This is a genomic window from Actinomadura sp. NPDC048032, from assembly GCF_040653175.1.
Lineage (GTDB): Bacteria > Actinomycetota > Actinomycetes > Streptosporangiales > Streptosporangiaceae > Spirillospora > Spirillospora verrucosospora.
Map to the genome: position 1 here is coordinate 1 of NZ_JBEZJP010000142.1, position 17,355 is coordinate 17,355.

The following is a 17,355-nucleotide window of genomic DNA, read 5'->3' on the forward strand; positions in this document are numbered from 1 at the left end:
TCCCGCTGCCAGAGCGTGTAGTCCGCATACTGCACGGGCAACGCCGACCACTGCGGCTCCCGACCCTCCGCACGCGCCGCATAGGCGAGGATCACATCCCGGGCCAGCGGCGCCATCGACCAGCCGTCCGCCGCGATGTGGTGCATCAGCAGCAGCACGACGTGGTCCCGAGGCCCGACCCGGAACAGGTGGGCGCGCAGCGGCGGTTCGGCGGAGATGTCGAACGCGTACCCGGCGGCCATGGCGAGCCGCGCCGGCAGCTCCGCCTCGGTGGTGTCGGTGATCTCCAGCTCGGGCCGCGCCGCGGCCGCGTCCAGGATGAGCTGGCGCGGCACTCCCCCGCTGTCGGGCAGGACGGTGCGGAGCGACTCGTGCCGCTCGACGAGGTCGCCGACGGCGGCGCGGAGCGCCTCCACGTCCAGCGGGCCGCGGATGCGCAGCGCGGTCGGCATGTTGTAGGTGGCCGACGGTCCCTCGAACCGGTTGAGGAACCAGAGCCGCTGCTGCGCGTAGGACGTGGGGATCACGTCCGGGCGTTCGCGCCGCTCCAGCGCGGGGCGCGCGGGCGCGGCGCCGCGGCCGAGCAGGGCGGCGAGCGCGGCGACGGTCGGCGCCTCGAACAGCGCCCGGACGGGCAGCTCCGCGTCGAGGGCGCGGCGGACCCGGCTGACCACCCGCATCGCGATGAGGGAGTTGCCGCCGAGCGCGAAGAAGTCGTCGTCGGCGCCGACCCGGTCCACGCCGAGCAGGTCGGCGAAGACGGCGGCGACGGCCTCCTCAGCCTCACCCGACGGGGCGCGGTACGCGGTCGCCGGGGTGATCGCCAGCTCCGGCTTCGGCAGCGCCCCGGTGTCGACCTTGCCGTTCGGGGTGAGCGGCATCTCGTCCAGGACGACGACGGCGGCGGGGACCATCGACTCCGGCAGGCTCTCGCGGATGTAGGCGCGCAGCTCCTCGGGGTCGAGGGTCTGGCCGGGCGCGGCGACGACGTAGGCGACGAGGCGCTTCTCGTCCGGCCCCGCCGCCGCCTCCGGGAGCCGCGGGAGGTCGTGCGGGGCGCCGGGCAGGTCGAGCGCGCCGACGGTGACGGCGCCGCCGGAGGCGACGGCCGCCTCCAGGGTCCGCCGGTACCAGCCGGCGAGCCGCTCGGCCGTCGCGCGGTCGAACAGGTCGAGGGCGTACTCGAGGGTCCCCGCGTACCCGCCCGCGCCGTCGCGGGCGTCCTCCAGGAGGAACTCCAGGTCGAACTTGGCGACCCCGGGGTCCACCGGCTCGACGGCGACGTTCAGGCCCGGCAGCTCGACCGACGCCTCGGGGTTGTTCTGCAGGGTCAGCATGACCTGGAACAGCGGGTGCCGCGCCAGCGACCGCGCCGGGTTGAGCACCTCGACGAGCCGCTCGAACGGGACGTCCTGGTGGGCGTAGGCGGCGAGGTCGGTCTCCCGGACGCGGGCGAGCAGCTCGGCCATCGACGGGTCGCCGGAGGTGTCGGTCCGCAGCACCAGGGTGTTGACGAAGACGCCGACGAGGTCGTCCAGCGCCTCGTCCGTGCGGCCCGCGACGGGCGAGCCGATCGGCACGTCCGTCCCGGCGCCGAGCCGGGTGAGCAGTGCGGCGAGCGCGGCCTGCAGCACCATGAACACGCTGACCTGGTGGTCGCGGGCGAGGGCGCGCAGCCCGTCCGCCAGCTCCGCCGGGACCTCGAAGGCGACCTGCCCGCCCCGGTAGGAGGCGCGGTCCGGGCGGGGCCGGTCGTGCGGCAGCCTGATCTGGTCGGGCAGCCCGGCGAGGGCCTCCTTCCAGTACGCGATCTGGCGGACGGCGAGGCTCGCCGGGTCCCCCTCGTCGCCGAGCAGCGCGCGCTGCCAGAGCGCGTAGTCGGCGTACTGGACGGGCAGCGGCGCCCACCCGGGGGCGCCGCCGTCGCGGCGGGCCAGGTAGGCGGTGATGACGTCGCGGGCGAGCGGCGCCAGCGACCAGCCGTCGCCGGCGATGTGGTGCAGGACGATGAGGAGCAGGTGCTCGTCCTCGCCGAGCCGGTACAGGTGGGCGCGCAGCGGCGGCTCGCTCGCCAGGTCGAAGCCGCGGGTGGCGTCGGCGAACAGGGCGGCGCTCAGGTCCGCCGGCTCGGTGACCGTCAGGCGCGGACCGGCCTTCTCCGGTGCGAGGACCACCTGGTGCGGCTCGCCTTCAGGGTCGGCGAACAGCGTCCGCAGCGGCTCGTGGCGGGCGACGACGTCGCGCAGCGCCTCCCCCATCGCCGCGGGATCGACCGCGCCGGTGAGGCGCAGCGGGATCGGCAGGTTGTAGGTGGCGGTGGGCCCTTCGAGCCGGTTCAGGAACCAGAGGCGCTCCTGCGCGTAGGACACCGGCAGCGGGACGGGACGCTCCTCCACCGCCCGCAACGCGGGGCGCTCGGCGCTCCCGGCGGAGGCGATGTACTCGGCGAGCCCCGCCACCGTCGGGGCCTCGAACAGGGCCCGCACGGGCAGTTCCACGTCCAGTGCGGCGCGGGCGCGGGCCACGACGCGGGTCGCCTTGAGGGAGTCGCCGCCGTGGTCGAAGAACCCGTCGTCGACGCCGACGCGCTCCAGGCCGAGGACGCCGGCGAAGATCCCGCAGAGGATCTCCTCGCGGGCGTCGCGGGGGCCGCGGGAGGTGAGGGACGCGGCGAAGTCCGGTTCGGGGAGGGCCGCGCGGTCGAGCTTGCCGTTCGGGGTGAGCGGCATCTCCTCCAGCACGACGACGGCGGACGGCACCATGTAGTCCGGCAGCGTCCTGGCGACGAACGCCCGCAGCTCGGCCGGGCTCGCGGAGCCGACGACGTACCCGGCGAGGACGGTGTCGCCGACCGCGTCGCGGCGCGCGACCACGACGCTCTGCGTCACCGCCGGATGCGCGGACAGCGCGGCCTCGATCTCGCCCGGCTCGATACGGAACCCGCGGACCTTCACCTGGTGGTCGAGGCGGCCGAGGTACTCGATGTGGCCGGCGTCGTTCCAGCGGACGAGATCGCCCGTCCGGTACATCCGCTCCCCCGGCCCGCCGAACGGACACGCGACGAACCGGTCCGCGGTCAGGCCGGGGCGGCGCAGGTATCCGCGCGCCAGCCCCTCGCCCGCCAGGTACAGCTCGCCGGGCACGCCCACCGGGACCGGGCCGAGCCGGTCGTCCAGCACGAAGGCGCGGGTGTTGGCCATCGGGCCGCCGATCGGCGCCACCGCGTCGGGGTTGCCGTCGTCGACCCACCACGTGGAGAAGACCGTCGCCTCGGTGGGACCGTAGATGTTGGAGATGCGGGCCTTCGGCAGCAGAGCCCGGACGTCCCGCAGGAGCTGCGGCGGGAGCGCCTCGCCGCCGAGCGCCACGTCCCCCGCCTCCAGCCGCAGGCCGCCCCGTGCCAGCAGCGCCGACACGGCCGACGGCACGCCGCTGACCAGCGTCCCGGACCAGCCGCCGCGCTCGGCGACCTCCAGCAGGTCCCGCATGACCTCGATCTCGCCGCCGACGGTGAGCGGCAGCAGCCACTCGAACACCGACACGTCGAAGTTCAGCGACGTGGAGAACAGCACGCGCGCCACCGTCGAGGCGGGCCCGTAGCTCGCCATCGACTTGACGCACAGGTCCACGACGTTGGCGTGGGAGATGACGACGCCTTTCGGGCGCCCCGTCGACCCGGAGGTGTAGATGACGTACGCCGGGTTCCCGGGCCGCAGCGGCCGGACGCGGTCGGCGTCGGCGACGTCGTCGCCGCGGAGCCCGTCCAGCGCGAGCGCGTCGAGCTCGACGCGGGCGGCGCCGGGCGGCAGGTCCGCGTCCCGCGTGGTGATGACGCAGGCGGGGGCGGCGTCCTCCAGCATGTAGGCGACGCGGTCGGCGGGGTAGGCCAGGTCGACCGGCTGGTAGGCGGCGCCCGCCTTCAGCACGGCCAGCGCCGCGACGACCAGGTTCTCGTCGCGCGGCAGCGCCAGGGCGACGAAGTCCTCCGCGCCGACCCCGCGCGCGATCAGGTGGCGGGCGAGGCGGTTGGCGCGCTCGTTCAGCTCCCGGTAGGTGAGGGTCGTGCCGCCGCGGGTGACGGCCGGGGCGTCCGGAGTGCGCGCGGCCTGCGCCTCGAACAGCTCGGGGACGACGGCGGGCGGGGCGGGGACCGCCGTGTCGTTCCACTCCTCCAGCACGAGGGCCCGCTCCGCGTCGTCGAGCAGGCCGATCTCGCGCAGCGGCGTGGCCGGGTCGACGTCGGCGAGCGCGCCCAGGAACCGGATGTACCGGTCCAGGTGCCGGGCGACCCGGTCCTCGGTGTACAGGTCCGGGTGCGCCTCGAAGTCGACGCGCAGGCCCGCCCCGTCGAAGTTGTCGTAGATGTTGATCGACAGGTCGTCGACCGGCCCCGTGGTGATCGCGTGCATGCGCGCCGGGAGGCCCGCGAAGTCCAGCCGGTAGTCGAACGCCATGATGTTGATGACCGGCCCGTAGAGGCGGCGGCGCTCGCCGAGCAGCTTCAGGTCCCGCAGCAGGTCCTCGCGCCGGTAGTGCTGGTGGCGCAGCGCCCGAGCGCTCGCCCGCGTCGCCGAGCGGACCAGCTCCTCCACCGTCATGTCGGGCCGGACCGACACGCGCAGCGGCAGCACCGTCGCCAGCAGCGCCGGGGTGTCCAGCGCGATCTGCGTGGTGCGGCCGGTGACGGCGAGCCCGAGGACGACGTCCTCGGTGCCGGCCATCCGCGCCACGTACGCGGCCGTCGCCGCGATCGCCAGGCCCGGCGTCGCGGTGCGGAGCCGGCGCGCGCCGGCCGCCAGCTCGGCGGTCCGCTCCGGCGGGACGACGGAGATCAGGCTCAGGTAGTCGGCGGTCGGCTCGGCCATCTCCTCCGACAGCGACGCCGCGACGGGCCGGTCGGCGAACCGCTCGGTCCAGTAGGCGCGGTCCCGCTCGAACTTCTCCGACGCCCGGTAGGCCTCCTCCTCGGCGAGGACCCTGCGGTAGTCGCCCGCCTCCGCGGGGACGTACTCGCCCCCCGCCGCCAGCGCCGTGTAGATCTCCGCGGCGCGGCGGGCGATCAGCGGGCCGCAGTAGCCGTCCTGGATGATGTGGTGGGCGCGGATGAACCAGCGGTGCAGGCCGGGGGCCAGCCGCAGCAGGGCGGTGGAGTACAGGCGCTCGGCGTCCAGCGGCAGCGGCTCGGCCATCGCCTCCCGCGTCCACGCCCGCGCGGCGGCGTCCGGGTCGGGCTCGCCCGACAGGTCCACGAGCGGGATCGTGGCCGTCGCGTCCGGGTCGAGCACCTGGTGCGGCAGGCCGTCCCGCTCGGCGATCCGGATGTTCATCGCCAGCGCCTCGTGGGCCGCGATGCGCGCCACCCGGTCGAACAGCCCGTGGTCGATCGGGCCTTCGATCTCGATGTACTGCGCGATCTGGATCGGCGTCCGCGGCGCCAGCTGCTGCGCGTACCAGACGCTCCGCTGGGCGGCCGAAAGGGGAACGTACTCGGTGGACATCAAGCGGTGCTTTCCCGGTCGCAGGGGGTTTGCTTCACGCCCGGTTTCGGGTCCGGCAGGACGCCGGCGGGCAGAAATCCAAAGAGAATGACCACAGAAATGATCGGGTTTCCCCGTCCCCTTTCACCCCGAGTTCCCTCCGGGGACGCACATCGCCCGCGCGATCCCGGAGTCAACGCCCTGTGTTCCGGCCAATACGGAGCGCCGCCGCTTTCCGCCCTCGCCCGTCTTCCGCCCTCGTCCCACGATCTACTCAGGAGTAGCGGGGTCACAGTCAACCAGCCGGTCACATGCCTCGCAATCCCCTCAAAAGCAGAAGTTGCCTCGCCCCATTGCTAACAGGAGTGACAAAATCATCGGCCGCGGGGTCCGTTCCGGACCGGCCGGACGCTCGCCGGGTGACAAAGGTTGACAACCGAATCCGGCCAGCCCGGTCACGCTCGGTGAACGGCGGGCCCGCTACCTGCCCGGGTACTCGTGCACCACCACCGCGGCGGCCCGCACCCCCGGGTGCCGCTGCAGCACCGCCTCGATCTCGCCCAGCTCCATCCGCACCCCGGCGATCTTGACCTGGCGGTCGACGCGCCCCAGGTACTGCAGGGTGGGGCGGTCCTCGCCGCCCGCGCCGGGCGGCAGCAGCCGCACCGCGTCGCCCGTCCGGTAGAGGCGCCCGGTCGGGGACGCGCCGAAGGGGTCCCGGTAGAACGCCTCGCGCGTGCGCTCGGCGTCGCCGAGATAGCCGCGGCCGACCACCACGCCGCCGACGAACAGCTCCCCGGTCTCGTCGACGTCGCACGCCGACCAGGCGCCGTCGTCCTCCGGCCGCAGCACGTACAGGCGCGCGTTGATGACCGGCGTGCCGATGGGGAGGCGGAGAAGGCCCAGGTCACCGGCCGTCACGGTGTGGTGGGTGACGTCGTCGGAGCACTCGGTCGGGCCGTAGGCGTTCAGCAGCCGGGCGTGCGGCACCGCCTCCAGCCACCGGCGGGCCAGCTCGGCGGGCAGCTCCTCGCCGGTGGCGATCATCCAGCGCAGGCCCGCCAGCGGGCGGGCCCCGCCGCCCCCGGCCGCGGAGGCGTCCGGCGGCAGGTCGTCCAGCAGGTGCCTGACCATGGTCGGGACGAGCTCGACGACCGTGATGCCCTGCGCGTCCACCGCGCGGGCGAACGCGACCGGGTCGTGCCCCACCTCGTCGCCGACCACGTCCACCCGGCCGCCCAGCAGCAGCGGGCAGAGCATCTGCCAGATCGAGATGTCGAACCCCAGCGGGGCGGTGAACGCGACCACGTCGTCGCCGGTCAGCTCCAGGTCGACGATCTTCGCCCAGAGGTGGTTGAGCATGCCCTGGTGCTCGACGACCGCGCCCTTGGGACGGCCCGTCGAACCCGAGGTGAACAGCACGTACCGGGGCTGGTCGGGCGCGCTCAGGCGCGGCTCCCCCGTCCACGGGGCCAGGCCGTCCGCCCGGGAGGCGGCGACGACCCGGCACCCCGCCTCCGCCGCCCCCTCCAGCAGCGCCGGCGCCACCCGGTCCCCCGGGTCGACCGTGATCAGCACCGCCGCGCCCGCCTGGTCGAGGACGTCGCGGACGCGGGCGGCGGGCCAGGTCTCGTCGGCCGGGACGTACAGGGCGCCGACCAGCTCGATCGCGAGGAACGCGGCGATGACGCCCGCGCAGCGGCCGCCGCCCACGCCGACGACCTCGCCGGGGCGGACCCCCTCGTCCTCCAGCAGCGCGGCGAGCCGGCGCGCCTCGGCGACCAGCCCGGCGTAGGAGAGCGTCCGGTGCTCGTCGGCGACGGCGGGACGGTCGCGCTCGGCGGCGATCCGCTCCACCCGCGCGATGACCGGGGCGGAGAGGTCGCCGTCCCACTCGCGGCTCATCCCGAGCCGCGCGGCCAGCTCGCGGGCGCGCTCGGCCTGCCCCGCGGGCACGTCCAGCGCGGGCAGCCCGGCCAGGGGGAGGAGCCGGTCCACGGCGGGTCCGCGAGCACTCATCTTTACTCTCCGTGTTGTAGAACTTCTCCGCTGTAACAGAAAAACAAGCGGCCGCCATAGCCTAAGTCCGACCCGGCAGAAGTACCACGCATTCTGCCCTACCGGCGGGTAATCAGGGGGTTGCGGCGGCAAGATGCCCGAAGGTACCGTGATGCCTCGCCATGGCTCTGGCGTGAAGCCCGCGGCGAACTTCGGGGGAAGACGAGGGAATTGCTTCTTCATTTCAGGATGGCAGCGTGCCGATAATAACCTCGCCGCAGGAATTCAACGTCGACGACCTTTACGTCGATCTTCGGCATGTCATCGAACGCCCGCTCTACCTCAAATGCGAGGGCTTCAATTTCGCCGGTTCGGTGAAACTGAAGGCGGCCGCGGCGATGGTCGAGGCGGCCGAGCGCGACGGCGCGCTCACCCCCGACTCGATCATCGTGGAGTCGTCGTCGGGCAACCTCGGGATCGCGCTCAGCCTGATCGCCGCGAGCCGCGGCCTGCGGTTCGTGTGCGTCACCGACCCGCGCTGCAACCCGGCCTCGATGCGGGTCATGCGGGCCCTCGGCGCGGAGGTGCGCGTGGTGTCCGACCGGGACGCCAACGGCGGCTACCTCGGCGGGCGCATCGACTACGTCCGGAACCTGTGCGCGTCCGGGGACGGCTACGTGTGGCTGAACCAGTACGCCAACCGCAACAACTGGCTGGCGCACTACCGCGGGACCGCCCCGGCGATCGACCGCGAGTTCCCCGACCTGGAGGTCCTGTTCGTCGGCGCCGGGACGACCGGCACGCTGATGGGCTGCGCTCGCTACTTCCGCGAGCACCGCCGGCCCGTCACCGTCGTGGCGGTGGACGCGGTCGGCTCGGTCACCTTCGGCGGCATCCCCGAGCGCCGGATGGTGCCGGGCCTCGGCACCAGCAGCAGGCCGGACCTGGTGGACGAGTCGTTCGTCGACGACGTCGTGCACGTCCCCGAGACCGACACGATCCGGACCGTCCACGCGCTGGCCGCGCGGGGGTTCCTGTTCGGCGGCTCCACCGGCACCGTCGTGTCGGGCGCCTCCCGCTGGCTGGAGGCCAAGTACCCCGGCGAGGACCCCGTGGCCGTGGCCATCGCCCCCGACCTCGGCGAACGCTACCTCGATTCCATCTACGAGGAGAACTGGCTGCGCGAACACTTCGGCGACCCGGCCGCTATCCTCGCCGACTGATCATCTACAGGAATACGGAGTTCCCCTCATGACGCAGGCCCCAACGTTCGCCGTGGTCTCCGGCGCCCAGGTTCACGAGGCGGTCGCCGGGCGCGAGGCGGAGGTCACCCGGATGGTCGAGGCGGCCTACCGGCTGCACGGCGAGGGCCTGACGGTCAACCCGGACTCCTACTTCCTGCGCTTCCCCGACCGCCCGTCCGACCGGATCATCGCCCTGCCCGCCTCGGTCAAGGGCGAGGTCGGCGTGCACGGCATCAAGTGGATCTCCAGCTTCCCCGGCAACGTCGCGAACGGCATCCCCCGCGCGTCGGCGGTGCTGATCCTCAACGACGCCGAGACGGGCTACCCGTTCGCGTGCCTGGAGAGCTCCATCATCTCCGCCGCCCGCACCGCCGCGTCCGCCGCGCTGGCCGCCGCGGCCCTCGCCGACCGCCGCGGCCCGCGTCCCCGCCGGGTCGGCTTCGTCGGCGCCGGCCTCATCGCCCGCTACATCCACACCTATCTGGCGGGCAACGGCTTCGCCTTCGACGAGCTCGGCGTCCACGACCTGTCGCGCGAGCACGCCGAGGGGTTCCAGGGGTACCTGGAGCGCACCGAGAAGGGCGAGATCACGATCCACGACTCGGCCGAGTCGCTGATCCGCTCGTCCGACCTGGTCGTCTTCGCGACCGTCGCGGGCGAGCCGCACGTCACCGAACCGGGCTGGTTCGCGCACCACCCCCTCGTCCTGCACGTGTCGTTGCGCGACCTCTCCCCCGAGATCATCCTGTCGTCGTACAACGTCGTGGACGACGTCGAGCACTGCATGAAGGCGAACACGTCCCCGCACCTGGCCGAGCAGCGGGTCGGCCACCGCGACTTCGTCGCCGGGACCCTGTACGACGTCCTCACGGGCGCGACGACCCCGCCCGCCGACAAGCCGGTGGTGTTCTCACCGTTCGGCCTCGGCGTCCTGGACCTGGCCGTGGCGAAGTACGTCTACGACCAGGTCGCGTCGTCGGGCGGGCTGAACACCGTCCCCGGCTTCTTCCACGAGATGAAGCGCTACGGCTGACGACCCCTTCAGGCGCGCACCGCGGGCCTGAGGACCTCCTCGCACCACTGCCGGAAGGTGGTCGGGGTGTCGATCGCGTGCCGGGGCGTGCGGACGACCGCGTCGTCCAGGCCGTCCTCCTTGGCCGCCAGCATGTCCAGCATGCTCCGCACCATGGCGCCGGACATGCCTCGGGCGGTGAGCCGGTCCGCGAGGGTCTGGGGGGAGACCTGCCTGTACTGGACGGAAGTCCCGAGAACCTCGGAGATGACGGCGGCCATGGCGTTGTAGGACAGGTTCTCGGGGCCCAGCAGGGGGATCTCTTCCTGGCCGGTCCAGGAGGTGTCGAGCAGCAGGCGGGCGGCGACGGCCGCGATGTCCCGCGTGGCGACGACGCGCAGCTCGCGGTCGGGAGAGACCACGTCGAAGAACAAGCCCTGCTCCCTGATCGTCTCGACCTGCCGGAGCACGTTGTCCATGAACCCGGACGCGGCCAGCGCGCGGAAGGCGACCCCGGTGCCGGCGATCAGGTCGTCCATGGCCAGCGACGCGGTCACGTGCCCGGCCCTGGCCGCCCGGGGGGTCCCGCGGCCGAGGGCGCTGACGTCCACGACGCGCTTGACCCCGAGGTCGCGCATCGCGTCCGCCGCCGGCCTCGTGAAGCCCAGGAACGACTCCATCACGTCGGCGGCGCGGGGATCCGAGGGCAGCAGCCAGAAGACGGCGTCGGCGCCCTCGAAGGCTCGGGCGACGACCCGCGCGTCGCCGTGCGACCCTTGGACGACATCGACACGTTCCCGCACGCCGGCCGGCAGCTTGGCCGGATCGCGCGCGATGACGCGGAGCGGCTCGCCGGCCGCGAGGACGTGGTCGACGATCTGGTGCCCGATGTTCCCGGTGGGAGCGGTAATGACGATCATGGCTTCCCTCCAACGGCCCGCCATGGCAATAAGTAAACTCAACCGTACCGTTTATTTTTGAGGACGCAACCCGATGAGTGCAGCAGGCGCATCCGCGCCGCGGGGCCGGCAGCGTCGCGGTGAGGAGCTGCGGCGCCACATCCTGCTGGTGGCCAAGGACGTGTTCCTGGAGACCGGCTACGAACGGGCGTCGATGGACACCGTCGCGACGCGCGCCGGGACGTCGAAGCGGTCGCTGTACGCGCATTTCGAGAGCAAGGACAAGCTGTTCCTCGCCGTCATGGACTGGGTCCGCGAGCTCTACCTGGGCAGGCTGAAGACCCCGGACGCGTACGCCGAGGACCCCGCCGAGGCGGTGGCGCTGTTCTGCGGGCGCTTCCTGCAGCTGATGGTCTGGGAACCCCAGGTGCGGACCTGCCGGCTCTCCATCGCCGAAGCCGAGCGCCTGCCCGGCAGCTCCAGCGCCTACTTCGACGCCATCTTCGCCAGCACCGAGGAGCGGCTCACCGGCTACCTGGCCGAGCACGACGTCCAGGACGCCGCGGCCCTCGCCCGGGACCTGCTCGCCCGGACGGTGCTGCCGCGCCTGTTCCGCACGCTCCTCAACGTCGACGACCCGAGCCGGGACGACCCCGGCGAGCAGGTCCTGCCCGAAGCCGTGGATCTTCCCGCGATCCGCCGCCTGGTCTCGGCGACCTTGCAGAGAGGTCAGGCGACGGCTTCGTCCACGGGATGTAGCCGTCGCCTGACGCCCGGTCGCGGCGAGCGGGGTACGGGGTCAGGAGCGGGCAGGTGCCGTCTCGACGGGAGTGGCGCCGTGCTCGGAGGCCGCGGCGGACCCGTGGGTCACCGGGGCAGAGGCAGCAGTGGTGCGGGCCTGGCTCAGTTCGAGCCGGTGTGACACGACGGCCAGCACCAGAGCGGCGGCGGCCAGGACGGCCCCGACGGCGTTCGGAGCCGTGTAGCCGAGGCCCGCGGAGATCACCAGGCCGCCGAGCCAGGCGGACAGGGCGTTGCCCAGGTTGAAGGCGCCGATGTTCACCGCGGAGGCGAGCGTCGGCGCGCCGTGGGCGTGGTCCAGGACGCGCTTCTGCAGCGGCGGGACGGTGGCGAAGCCCAGAAGGCCGATGAGGAAGACGGCCACGACGGACGCGGCCTTGCCGGAGGCCAGGAAGGTGAACAGCAGCAGGACCAGCGCGAGGCCGCCGAGGGCGGTGTAGAGCATCGGCATGAGCCTGCGGTCCGCGAAACGGCCGCCGATGAGGTTCCCGGCCACCATGCCCAGGCCGAAGACCACCAGCAGCCAGGTGACGGAGGACTCCGCGAAGCCGCCGACCTCGGTCATCATCGGCGCGATGTAGGTGATCGCGGCGAACACCCCTCCGAAGCCGAGGACCGTCATGGCCATGGCCAGGACGACCTGGGTGCTCCTGAAGGCGGCCACCTCGTGCCGCAGCCGCACCCCTTCCGGCCTGGGCAGGTCCGGCACCAGCCTGGCGACGCCGGCCAGGCCGAGCACGCCGAGGGCGGCGACGATCAGGAAGGTCACGCGCCAGCCGGCGGTCTGGCCCACGAACGTGCCGAGGGGCACGCCGACGACGTTGGCCACGGTCAGGCCGGTGAACATCATGGAGATGGCGCCGGCCTTCTTCTCCGGCGCGACGAGTTCGGCGGCCACGACGGAGCCGATGCCGAAGAAGGCGCCGTGGGCCAGCGACGCCACCACCCGGCCGGCCAGCATGACGGCGAAGACCGGGGCGACGGCGGAGATGAGGTTGCCGACGATGAACAGGCCCATGAGCAGCATGAGCATCGTCTTACGAGAGATCTTGGTGCCGAGGACGGTCATGACCGGTGCGCCGATCATGACGCCGAGGGCGTAGCCGGTGACCAGGAACCCGGCCGTCGGCACGGACACGCCGAGGTCCGCGCCGACCTGGGGCAGCAGCCCCATGATCACGAACTCCGTGGTGCCGATTCCGAAGGCCCCGATGGCCAGGGCCAGCAGTGCGAGCGGCATGGTGGGCGGTCCTCTCGACGTTCCAGGCAAGGTTGCACAGGCGTTCTATGAGAGTCGACAATAATTGCAGACGCGGGCTAATGGCAAACGCGGGTATAGTGAGGTCCGTGACACGGCGGCCGGTCTGCCGGCGCGTCCGCTCGCACGACCCGACCTAGGGAGCTGCCCATGACCGCCACCGACCCGGCGATGACCGCACTGGCGCACGGCTGGTCGGCGCTCTCGCTGCTGCACGGGCGCATCGAGAGCAGAGTCGAGCGCGCCCTCCAGGCCGAACACCGGTTGAGCGCACGCGAGTACTCGCTGCTGGACGTCCTGAGCCGCCAGCACGACGGCGAGGGCGGACATCTGCAGATGCGGCAGGTCGCCGACTCGGTCGTCCTCAGCCAGAGCGCCACCACGCGGCTGGTGACCCGGCTGGAGGACCGCGGGCTACTCTCCCGCTACCTGTGCCCCACCGACCGCCGCGGCATCTACACCGACGTCACCGACGCCGGCCTTCGCCTCCTGGAGGAGGCCCGCCCCACCCACAACACGGCGCTGCGCGAGGCCCTCGACCAGGCGGCCACCGAGCCGGCGCTCGCGCCCCTGGTCCAGGCGGTGCTGCAATTGCAGGACGACGTCCAGCCGGCATGACCTGCCGCACGCGGCGCCGCCGCGAAAGGCGCGACGGGCGCCCGACCCCTTAGCGGCCCGCTAGGGCTTCCTCGCCACGGCGGCGTACATGTTCGTGGCGGTGTCGGGGAGGACCGGCGCGCCGGGCGCGGGGCGCCAGCGCGGCATCGGGACGACGCCGGGGTCGAGGAGCTCCAGCCCGGTGAAGAGGCGCTCCACCTCGGCGTGGTCCCGCAGGTACATGGGGATGCCGCTGCTGGTGTAGTCATCGGCGAGCCGCCGCGACTCGGGCGCGAGGTCGCCGGTGGGGATGGTGACGGCGACGTGGCTGCCGGAAACGAGCGGAGCGACGAGCGCCTCCATCAGGCCCTGGGCGTCCTCGACGAACTGGAGCATCGCGATCACGGTCAGCGCGACCGGCCGGGACAGGTCGAGGACGTCGCGCAGCGCGGGATCGGCGTGGAGCTTCCCGGGGGACCGCATGTCGGCCTCGATGTAGGCGGTGCGGCCCTCCGGCGTGCTGGCCAGCAGCGCACGCGCGTGGGCGAGGACGATCGGGTCGTTGTCGACGTAGACGACCCGCGCGTCCGGCGCCACCTCCTGGACCACCTCGTGCAGGTTCGGCGAGGACGGGATGCCGGTCCCGACGTCGACGAACTGCCGCACGCCCAGCTCGGCGAGATGGCGGCCCATCCGCTGCATGCAGGCCCGGTTGGCGATCATCGAGGTGCGCAGCCCCGGCCAGTTCGCCAGCACCGCGGCCGCGGTGTCCCGGTCGGCGGCGTAGTTGTCCTTGCCGCCGATGATGTAGTCGTAGACCCGTGCCGAGTGCGGTCGGTCGGTCTGCAGGTCCACCTCACCGGCCCGGCCCTGCGGAACGTCGGACATCTCCGGTACCGCCTTCGCTCGCGCCTCCAGATCCGATGATCACTCTAGTTCCGGACCACCCGCCCGACCCCCCATTCCCCAACCCCGACCGGTTTCGGCGCCAGGGTGGACGCGCGGTGACCGCGGCCAGACGGTCCCGGTCACCGCACCCGCGTCAGCCGAACTCGGAGGTGTCCAGCTCGATCGCGAACGGCTCCGGCAGCGGCAGCGGCTTGCCGAACGGCACCTGGTCCATGTGCCCGTAGTCCTCGCCGTCCGGCCCGCTGAACAGGCTCACCCTGTCCTCGTCACGGTCTACCAACAGGTAGAACGGAACTCCCGCCCGGGCGTACCCGGTCCGCTTCGCCTCTCGATCCCGTTTCGGCCTGCTGGACGTCACCTCGACAACCATGACGATCGCGTCGTCACCCTCCACGGGCATCCACGAGGCAGCCCCCTGGAAGGGGTCCTTCTCTACGGATATGAACGTGATGTCCGGGATCACCCGGTTATCGGGCTTGCCCTCAACGCCAGGAACCACGAGGCCCTTGTTGCCGGAACACTCGAACTCGATGGCGCTGTAGCGGATGACCTGGCGGATGATCTTGCCGATGCATCGCTCGTGGTCGCCAAGGGGGGGTGGGGTCACGACGATCTCTCCGTCGATCAGCTCGGCTCGGAAGCCCTCCGGGGTGTCGAGGGCGAGGAAACCTTCCAGGACGACGTCCGCGTCATCGTGCGACAGAGGCTCTTGAACCATCACAGTCATGCCCTGCTCCTTTCCTCGCGAGCGAGTCTATGAGCAGAGCGCCACCTTTCGCATACAGATCGTAGTTGCCGAGCTTGACGGTCCCAGCGTACGGCGCTGCGCATCGCGCGGGACTTAGAACGAGCGCGAGTGGGCACGGTCTGTCTATGGATGAGCGAGATGTTCCGCGTGGGGACGTGCAGGAGCTGTCGGACTTCGAGCTGGTCGTGTACGAGACGGTGGCGGAGATCGACAAGGAGCGCGGGGCGGCGGACTTCGAGACGATCGGGGCGCTCGTGGACGCGCCCGAGGAGGATCTGTGGGCCGCGCTCGGCCACCTCGTGTCGATCAACCACCTGCACTCGACGAGCAAGGGGTACGTGCTCGGGCCGCACGACTGGGCGCCTTGACCGTCCCGGTGGATGGGAAGGGGCCGGAGGCGGGCGGCGGGCGCGCGGCACGATGACCCGGTAGGCCTGGGACACGTGTGGGAGGACGCCCGATGAAGCTCGTCGTCACCGAGGAACAGCGGGAGCTGCGGGACGCGCTGCGGCGCTTCTTCGCCGACCGGTCCCCCGCCGCCGAGGTGCGGCGGCTGATGGAGACGGCCGAGGGCCACGACCCGAAGGTGTGGCGGCAGATGGCCGAGCAGCTCGGGCTGCAGGGCCTCGCGATCGCCGAGGAGCACGGCGGCGCCGGGTTCGGCGTGCGGGAGCTGGCCGTGGTGTTCGAGGAGATGGGGCGGGCCGTCGTGTGCTCCCCCTTCCTCGCGACGATCACGGCCGCGGCGGCGCTGGGGGCCGGGGAGGGCGGGCACGACCTGCTCGCCGGCCTCGCGGACGGGTCGGTGATCGGGACGCTCGCGGTGGCCGAGGACGGCGGGTCCTGGGACCCCGCCTCGGTGCGGGCGACGTTCGAGGACGGAGTGCTGCGGGGGACGAAGAACTTCGTCCTGGACGGGCACATCGCCGACCTGGTCCTCGTGGCGGCCAGAGGCGGGGACGGGGTCGGGGTCTACGCCGTCGAGGACGCGGCGGGTCTCGTCCGGCACGCCCTCCCGACGCTCGACCAGACGCGGAGGCTGGCGCGGATCGAGCTGGACGGGGTCGCGGCGCGCAGGGTCGGGGGGCCGGACGCGCTGGCGCGGGCCCTGGACGTCGCGGCCGTGGCGCTGGCCGCCGAGCAGCTCGGCGGCGCGCAGCGGACCCTGGACATGACGGTCGAGTACGCGAAGGTGCGGCACCAGTTCGGGCGGCCGATCGGGTCGTTCCAGGCGGTCAAGCACCGGTGCGCCGACATGTTCGTGCTGGTGGAGTCGGCGCGGTCGGCGGTGCTGAACGCGGCGGCCGCCGCCGACGAGAGCCCGGACGAGCTGCCGGCCGCCGCCGCGCTCGCCCAGGCGTACTGCTCGGAGGCCTTCTTCCACACGGCGGGCGAGGCGATCCAGCTGCACGGCGGCATCGGGTTCACCTGGGAGCACGACGCGCACCTGTACTTCAAGCGGGCGCAGTCGTCCCGGGAGCTGTTCGGGTCGCCGGACCGGCACCGCGAGCGCCTGGCCGCCCTCGCCGGGCTCACGGGTGCAGCCGCAACCCCTTGAGCACCTTGTCCACGCCGTTCCTGGGGCCGTGGACGGCGAACCCGACCAGCGGCATCTCCTCGGCCGTGACGGCGCGGACGGTCGCGCGGTTCGCCTCGTCGTGGCCCGTCTTGAACATGTCCTCGATGTAGACGGCGACGTCCATCCCGCGGGCGAGGGCGCGGGCGTGGGCGGTCGAGATCGCCTCGGGCCCGGCCTCGTAGACCAGGACGGGCTGGCGGAACATCGCCAGGTAGGTGTTGCCGGACGCGTCCTCGTACGGCTCTCCGATGACGCCGGGGACGCCGCCCGCGACGGCGCTCGCCAGGAACGCCGTGACGTTGAGCCGCTGCCAGGCGGCCAGGTCGTCGCGGACCACGATCCCGATCTTGGTGTCGAAACGCATGCGGTCCAGCCTGGCCCGGACCGGGGCGCGCCGTCTTGAACGCTCGTGCGCCAGACTGGGGCGCGTGGACTGGAGCAGGTACTGGCGGTCGCCCGACCGTCCCCTGGAGGCGATGCACGCCCACTTCGAGCGGCACGCCTACCACCGGCACAGCCACGAGACGTACTCGTTCGGCGTCACCGAGGACGGCTACCAGGCGTTCCGGTGCCGGGGCGGGGCCCACACGAGCGCGGCCGGGATGGTCATCGCGTTCAACCCCGACGACCCGCACGACGGCCACGCCGCCGACGAGCTCGGCTTCACCTACCGCATCGTCCACGTCGGCGCCGAGCTGATCTCGGACGTGCTCGCCGACATCGCGGCGCGCCCGGTCGGGCTGCCGCTGTTCGACGCGCCCGTCGTGCCGGACCCCGCGCTCGCCGGGGCCCTGCGCGGGCTGCACGCGGCGCTGCTCGGCGGCGCGCCGGCC

13 protein-coding genes and 1 pseudogene are annotated in these 17,355 nt (G+C 72.7%); 7 read left to right on the top strand and 7 right to left on the bottom strand.

The features are described from left to right. Both AB0C69_RS20020 and AB0C69_RS20025 read right to left on the bottom strand, forming a co-directional pair. Positions 1-5,498 (bottom strand): amino acid adenylation domain-containing protein (locus AB0C69_RS20020; RefSeq protein WP_360355513.1); only part of this gene is annotated, 5,498 nt, incomplete at its 3' end. Between the two features lie 459 nt (positions 5,499-5,957). Continuing rightward, a complete protein-coding gene (locus tag AB0C69_RS20025) occupies positions 5,958-7,496 on the bottom strand; it encodes an amino acid adenylation domain-containing protein (RefSeq protein ID WP_360355516.1) in 1,539 nt (512 codons plus the stop codon). Between the two features lie 236 nt (positions 7,497-7,732). Between AB0C69_RS20025 and sbnA the strand changes: the two genes are divergently transcribed. After that, positions 7,733-8,698 carry a 2,3-diaminopropionate biosynthesis protein SbnA gene (gene sbnA / locus AB0C69_RS20030; protein ID WP_345187452.1) on the top strand — a complete coding sequence of 322 codons (966 nt, stop codon included), beginning with the start codon at positions 7,733-7,735 and terminating at the stop codon, positions 8,696-8,698. 28 nt (positions 8,699-8,726) lie between these two features. After that, on the top strand, positions 8,727-9,752 hold the full coding sequence (sbnB, locus tag AB0C69_RS20035; RefSeq protein WP_353835239.1) for a 2,3-diaminopropionate biosynthesis protein SbnB: 1,026 nt from the start codon (positions 8,727-8,729) through the stop codon (positions 9,750-9,752). 8 nt (positions 9,753-9,760) lie between these two features. Here sbnB and AB0C69_RS20040 read toward each other — a convergent pair whose 3' ends face one another. Next, positions 9,761-10,651, bottom strand: coding sequence for an NAD(P)H-binding protein (locus AB0C69_RS20040; RefSeq protein WP_360355520.1), 891 nt, complete (start codon positions 10,649-10,651; stop codon positions 9,761-9,763). Between the two features lie 73 nt (positions 10,652-10,724). Here AB0C69_RS20040 and AB0C69_RS20045 point away from each other — a divergent pair. Continuing rightward, positions 10,725-11,168: pseudogene (locus AB0C69_RS20045) on the top strand (TetR/AcrR family transcriptional regulator); the annotation flags it as partial. Between the two features lie 261 nt (positions 11,169-11,429). Here the strand turns inward: AB0C69_RS20045 and AB0C69_RS20050 are convergent. Beyond that, entirely contained in the window at positions 11,430-12,671 is a 1,242-nt protein-coding gene (locus AB0C69_RS20050; protein WP_360355522.1) for an MFS transporter, read from the bottom strand. 168 nt (positions 12,672-12,839) lie between these two features. Here AB0C69_RS20050 and AB0C69_RS20055 point away from each other — a divergent pair, with 168 nt between their 5' ends. Then, a complete protein-coding gene (locus tag AB0C69_RS20055; protein ID WP_345187464.1) occupies positions 12,840-13,307 on the top strand; it encodes a MarR family transcriptional regulator in 468 nt (155 codons plus the stop codon). 60 nt (positions 13,308-13,367) lie between these two features. On the opposite strand, the gene AB0C69_RS20060 is transcribed toward AB0C69_RS20055, so the two are convergent. Both AB0C69_RS20060 and AB0C69_RS20065 read right to left on the bottom strand, forming a co-directional pair. Further along, on the bottom strand, positions 13,368-14,174 hold the full coding sequence (locus tag AB0C69_RS20060; protein ID WP_360355525.1) for an SAM-dependent methyltransferase: 807 nt from the start codon (positions 14,172-14,174) through the stop codon (positions 13,368-13,370). Between the two features lie 154 nt (positions 14,175-14,328). Continuing rightward, a complete protein-coding gene (locus tag AB0C69_RS20065; protein WP_360355528.1) occupies positions 14,329-14,922 on the bottom strand; it encodes a Uma2 family endonuclease in 594 nt (197 codons plus the stop codon). Between the two features lie 146 nt (positions 14,923-15,068). On the opposite strand from AB0C69_RS20065, the gene AB0C69_RS20070 reads away from it, so the two are divergent. Both AB0C69_RS20070 and AB0C69_RS20075 read left to right on the top strand, forming a co-directional pair. Then, on the top strand, positions 15,069-15,311 hold the full coding sequence (locus tag AB0C69_RS20070; protein WP_179836019.1) for a hypothetical protein: 243 nt from the start codon (positions 15,069-15,071) through the stop codon (positions 15,309-15,311). Positions 15,312-15,403: 92 nt separating this feature from the next. Then, on the top strand, positions 15,404-16,501 hold the full coding sequence (locus AB0C69_RS20075; RefSeq protein WP_345187473.1) for an acyl-CoA dehydrogenase family protein: 1,098 nt from the start codon (positions 15,404-15,406) through the stop codon (positions 16,499-16,501). Here AB0C69_RS20075 and AB0C69_RS20080 read toward each other — a convergent pair. Next, positions 16,476-16,886 (bottom strand): DUF2000 domain-containing protein, encoded by a 411-nt coding sequence (locus AB0C69_RS20080; RefSeq protein ID WP_345187474.1) that lies wholly within the window; start codon positions 16,884-16,886, stop codon positions 16,476-16,478. The genes AB0C69_RS20075 and AB0C69_RS20080 overlap by 26 nt on opposite strands. A gap of 64 nt (positions 16,887-16,950) precedes the next feature. Between AB0C69_RS20080 and AB0C69_RS20085 the strand changes: the two genes are divergently transcribed. Then, the coding region (locus AB0C69_RS20085; RefSeq protein ID WP_360355533.1) for an AraC family ligand binding domain-containing protein at positions 16,951-17,355 on the top strand (405 nt) is incomplete at its 3' end.

Coding starts and splice junctions, on each gene's coding strand:
- AB0C69_RS20025 (WP_360355516.1), bottom strand. CDS start 7,496: ATGAGTGCTCGCGGACCCGCCGTGGACCGGCTCCTCCCCCTGGCCGGG.
- sbnB (WP_353835239.1), top strand. CDS start 8,727: ATGACGCAGGCCCCAACGTTCGCCGTGGTCTCCGGCGCCCAGGTTCAC.
- AB0C69_RS20040 (WP_360355520.1), bottom strand. CDS start 10,651: ATGATCGTCATTACCGCTCCCACCGGGAACATCGGGCACCAGATCGTC.
- AB0C69_RS20050 (WP_360355522.1), bottom strand. CDS start 12,671: ATGCCGCTCGCACTGCTGGCCCTGGCCATCGGGGCCTTCGGAATCGGC.
- AB0C69_RS20055 (WP_345187464.1), top strand. CDS start 12,840: ATGACCGCCACCGACCCGGCGATGACCGCACTGGCGCACGGCTGGTCG.
- AB0C69_RS20060 (WP_360355525.1), bottom strand. CDS start 14,174: ATGTCCGACGTTCCGCAGGGCCGGGCCGGTGAGGTGGACCTGCAGACC.
- AB0C69_RS20065 (WP_360355528.1), bottom strand. CDS start 14,922: ATGACTGTGATGGTTCAAGAGCCTCTGTCGCACGATGACGCGGACGTC.
- AB0C69_RS20070 (WP_179836019.1), top strand. CDS start 15,069: ATGGATGAGCGAGATGTTCCGCGTGGGGACGTGCAGGAGCTGTCGGAC.
- AB0C69_RS20075 (WP_345187473.1), top strand. CDS start 15,404: ATGAAGCTCGTCGTCACCGAGGAACAGCGGGAGCTGCGGGACGCGCTG.
- AB0C69_RS20080 (WP_345187474.1), bottom strand. CDS start 16,886: ATGCGTTTCGACACCAAGATCGGGATCGTGGTCCGCGACGACCTGGCC.